Source organism: Mesorhizobium sp. M7A.F.Ca.CA.001.08.2.1 (genome assembly GCF_003998455.1).
Lineage (GTDB): Bacteria > Pseudomonadota > Alphaproteobacteria > Rhizobiales > Rhizobiaceae > Mesorhizobium > Mesorhizobium ciceri.
Window position 1 is genome coordinate 1 of the sequence record NZ_RZPW01000538.1, and the last position, 4,440, is coordinate 4,440.

Genomic DNA, 4,440 nt, shown 5'->3' on the forward strand with positions numbered 1-4,440 from the left:
AGCTTACTTATATGGTTCTGTGCCGGCAACCGCTATCCGCCTATAGAAGTCGCCGTAAATATCGCGCTTGCCGCCGGTCCACAACAGGACCGAAGTGCTGACACCGCGCCGCTACACGCGCATCGGCATCAGCACATAGAGTGCGGTCTCGTCGGCCATGTCGTGGATCAGCGTCGGCGAACCGGCATCCGCCAGCATGAACTTGGCCTCCGTGCCGGTCAGCTGCGCGGCAACGTCGAGCAGGTACTTGGCGTTGAAGCCGATCTCGATCGGATCGGATGAATAGTCAGCGGACAGTTCTTCGGTGGCGCTGCCTGAATCCGGATTGTTGACCGCAAGCGTCACCTGACCCTCGCTGATCGACAGCTTCACCGCGCGACCGCGTTCGGAAGAGATGGTCGAGACACGATCGACGGCGGCGGCAAAGCTCTGGCGGTCGATGATCAGCTTCTTGTCGTTGCCTGTCGGAATGACCCGCTGATAATCGGGGAAGGTGCCGTCGATCAGCTTCGAGGTCAAAACCACGCTGCCGATGGTGAAGCGGATCTTGGTGTCCGACAGTTCGGTGGTCACCGCAACATCCGGATCGTCGACAAGCTTCTGCAGCTCGCTCACCGTCTTGCGCGGAATGATGATGCCCGGCATGCCCTCGGAACCCGCCGGCGCGTCGATCTCGGCGCGCGCCAGGCGGTGGCCGTCGGTCGCCACCGAGCGCAGCTTCAGCTTGCCGCCGACCTCATGCGTGTGCAGGTAGATGCCGTTCAGGTAATAGCGTGTCTCCTCGGTGGAGATGGCGAACTGGGTCTTCTCGATCAGGCCTTTCAGGGCAACCGAGTCGAGACGGAAGATATGTGAGAAGGATCCGGCCGAAAGCTCCGGGAAGTCGGATTGCGGCAGGCACTGAAGGCGGAAGCTCGAGCGGCCAGACGTCACCGTCATGGCGTTGCCGTCCTCGTCCGTCTTCAGCATCACCTCGGCGCCATCGGCGAGCTTGCGCACGATGTCGTAGAGCAGATGTGCCGGGACCGTCGTCGCCCCGCCGCGCTCCACCTTGGCGGGCGTCGCTTCGGTCACCTCGAGGTCGAGATCGGTCGCCTTCATTTCGAGGCTGGCGCCTTCGGCGCCGAGCAGCACGTTGGACAGGATCGGTATGGTGTTGCGCCGCTCGACCACACGGTGGACGTGGTTGAGCGACTTCAGGAGATTTGACCGTTCCAGGATAACACGCATGACGAAACAGGCTCGCTTGAATGAATGACGGGTCACCAGTGAGCGGCGTCCCGCGAAAGGTCTGAATAGGCTCAGAATCTGCGTAAACTGACAGGAAAAAACCAGCAAACGCAAGCCCGCGCCGCCGGTTCAGGCCGGCTACGCGGGCTTTCTGGGGATAACGCGCCCGAAGTCCGCGAGCCAGTGTCGAAAAACCGAAATCCAGATCGCTTCCAGGCGATGCCACGAGCCCGATGCAGGCCCGGCGCCGCACTGGCAAGCCATTGAATTCCGGCGTTGTTTCGGTTCGGCCCTTCCGGAGGGTCAGGCCTGATCGTTGATCAGCCGCCTCAGAAGCTCAAGTTCCTGCGCCAGCGTGTTGTCGTTGCCGGAAAGGTCCTCGATCTTGCGCACGGCATGCAGCACCGTGGTGTGATCGCGGCCACCGAAACGCCGTCCGATCTCGGGTAGCGAGCGCGGCGTCATCACCTTCGACAGGTACATGGCGACCTGCCGCGGCTTGACGATGGTGCGCGTGCGCCGGTTGGACAGCAATTCGGTCTTCGACACATTGTAGTGACGCGCCACGATGCGCTGGATGTCCTCGATACGGACACGCTTCGGCTCACCTGTGCGATAGATGTGGCCGAGGATTTCGTCGATCCGGTCGATGGTGATCTGCGGCTCGAAGGATTGACGGAACAAAAGCTGATTGAAGGCGCCTTCCAGCTCGCGTCCGCTGCCGGTCACGGTGCGGGCGACGTGATTGAGGATCTCCTCCGAAATGTCGAGGGATGCGTCGTCGCTCCTGGCCGTGGCAAGGCGCAATTTGAGCATGCCGAGGCGCATGGCGAAATCGGGCGCCGACATTTCAAGCGCGACACCGCCATTGAGGCGCGAACGGACCCGCGGTTCGAGCGATTCCAGTTCCGATGGTGGCCGGTCGGCGGCAACGACCACCTGCTTGGCGCTGTCGAGCAGCATGTTGATCAGGTGGCAGAATTCGTGCTGGATCGACTTGCCCTGCAGGAACTGCATGTCGTCGATGATGAGCAGGTCGATGTCGCGCAGCTGCTCCTTGAGCGTCAGAGCGTTGTTGTCGCGGATCGCGGTGGCAAAGCGCCACATGAAATACTCGGCCGTGAGATAGACGACGCGCGACTTGGGGTTCTGCTTCAGCGATTCCGCGGCGATGGCCTGCAGCAAATGGGTCTTGCCGAGCCCGACGGTTGCGTGAAGGAAGAGCGGATTGAAGCGCACCGCGCTCGATTGCGATTCCGCCACTGCCTTGGCGGCGGCGAAGGCCACCCGGTTCGACGGCCCCTCGATGAAAGAGCCGAACGTGTAGCGTGGATCAAGCGGTGACCCCAGAACGTTGTGGCGGAATTCGCTCTCGACGGGTGTGCCCGGACGCGGAGTCGATGCGCGCTCCACCCGGCTGGGGCTGACTGTGCCTGCGGCAAGCGCCGTCTGCGTCTGCCGTGTCACCTTGCTGCGTGCCGGCGTTACCTCTGGCTCGGCCTGGGCGCGTCCCTGACGGGTTGCCGTGCGCACGACGATGTCGATCTTGAGAAGATCGGGATCCTCCTGCTTCCACAGTTCGGAGATGAGGTCGAGATAGTGGCCGTTGATCCATGAGCGCAGGAAGGCGGTAGGCACCGAGATGCGGACAATGCCCTTGGAAGCCTCGGCGACTTTCATGCGGCCAAACCAGCTCGAATAGACTTCGGTTCCCAGGCGCGCCTTCAACTGGGTCTTGACCCGGTCGAATTTCTGTTCCGCGTCGCTGGACACCGCCATGTCGTTTGCTCCGATCAAAGTTCCAGGAAATGGGAGGTCGCCCGTAAGTTCCCTTTCGATGCCGCTCTGCATGATCTTTTCCATGTCCTTCCGTACCTGTTTTCCGCCGGGATGCGCCTCCTGCATCCGGTTCCGGCGACCTAAGTCTTTGCTACGATGTCCGCTGCCGCCGCCGGCAGGTGAACGTCGCCCATTATCCGTGGGAACCGGTGCCGGCCCATGGAAGCCAGTCCGCGTTGGGTATGTCAGGGCAATACAACACCGTCCGGCGAAAAGAGCGCCGGCGCGCCGTCTACCTGCCATGTCTAGTTACGCCAGTCCCCTACCGTATCGAAAAAGACAAACCAAAGCCGTCCGCGGACTTGATCCGCGTTGCAAATCCCGCCAATTTAACCTGGCCGATTCAGGCTTGGGTTAAGAGCCAGAGCCCGTCCCTTTCGATAGATCGACACTACCGAAATCGCTGTGGATAGGGCAAGGCCACGTCTAACGGATTTTTAAGGAATCTGGTTAGTGGAGGCGGGTTCGAGTGGCATGCCGCGACGGCACATTTTAACAAAGCCATTGTGATTCAAACCCTTTTCCGGCGAATATGAAAAACCGGGCGCTGACAGAAATATTCTGAAATAATTCGCTTGACAGCGACTTCTCCCCGATCGGGCCAGTCCGGTGTGGACAAGCTGTGGATCACCATCTGTAAGCGTTTGAAAAATATAAGCTATTTTTGACAGCCAAGAAACATTAGGCCGGCGCTTTTCAAGCGTGCCGATCAACAGCAGGCATGCATATGCCGGCAAACTATTCCCTATTGTGAAATCCGCATAAGACGCCGTTTCCGGACATTCTTTTTAAGTGCTTGCCGGCAAACGAAAAAACCCGGCACAAACGGCCGGGTTCGAAGAACGTCAGTCTAGGCAAGTAATGTCAGGCCGACAGTACCTTGACCCGCTGAGCCAGTCGCGACACCTTGCGGGACGCCGTGTTCTTGTGAATCACGCCCTTGGTTGCGGCGCGCATCAATTCCGGTTCCGCGATCTTGAAGGCAGCCTGTGCGGCAGCCTTGTCACCGGAGGCAAGCGCCTCTTCGACCTGGCGGATGTAGGTGCGGACGCGCGAGCGACGGTTCTTGTTGATCGCTGCGCGGCGGACGATCTTGCGCGTTGCCTTTTTGGCCGAGGATGTATTGGCCATGATGCCTCTCTTCTGATCTGGTCGGCGCATGCGGGATGCCGCAGGGCGCAAAAAACAAACGGGCTGCCACGGGGCCGCCTCGGTTGGTGCGGCTTATAGTTCAGCTTTTCCGGCGCGTCAACGCTGCCTGACCTTCTTTTTGGCGGCCAACAGCCATCTTCTTCGAAGCCAAGGGATTGGCGTCAGCGGTTGGTGAAATTCGGCTTCCGCTTCTCGGCAAAGGCCGCCATGCCTTCCTTC

The 4,440-nt window shown here is 60.3% G+C and carries 3 protein-coding genes; all 3 read right to left on the bottom strand.

All coding sequences use genetic code 11. The features are described 5' to 3' along the window. Window positions 1–111: 111 nt before the first annotated feature. On the bottom strand, window positions 112–1,230 hold the full coding sequence (dnaN, locus tag EN914_RS25700; protein ID WP_013527877.1) for a DNA polymerase III subunit beta: 1,119 nt from the start codon (window positions 1,228–1,230) through the stop codon (window positions 112–114). Window positions 1,231–1,533: 303 nt separating this feature from the next. Further along, entirely contained in the window at window positions 1,534–3,081 is a 1,548-nt protein-coding gene (gene dnaA, locus EN914_RS25705; RefSeq protein WP_024503475.1) for a chromosomal replication initiator protein DnaA, read from the bottom strand. A gap of 852 nt (window positions 3,082–3,933) precedes the next feature. Further along, window positions 3,934–4,200, bottom strand: a complete 267-nt coding sequence (gene rpsT / locus EN914_RS25710; RefSeq protein WP_013533694.1) for a 30S ribosomal protein S20 — start codon at window positions 4,198–4,200, stop codon at window positions 3,934–3,936. Between the last annotated feature and the right edge of the window lie 240 nt (window positions 4,201–4,440).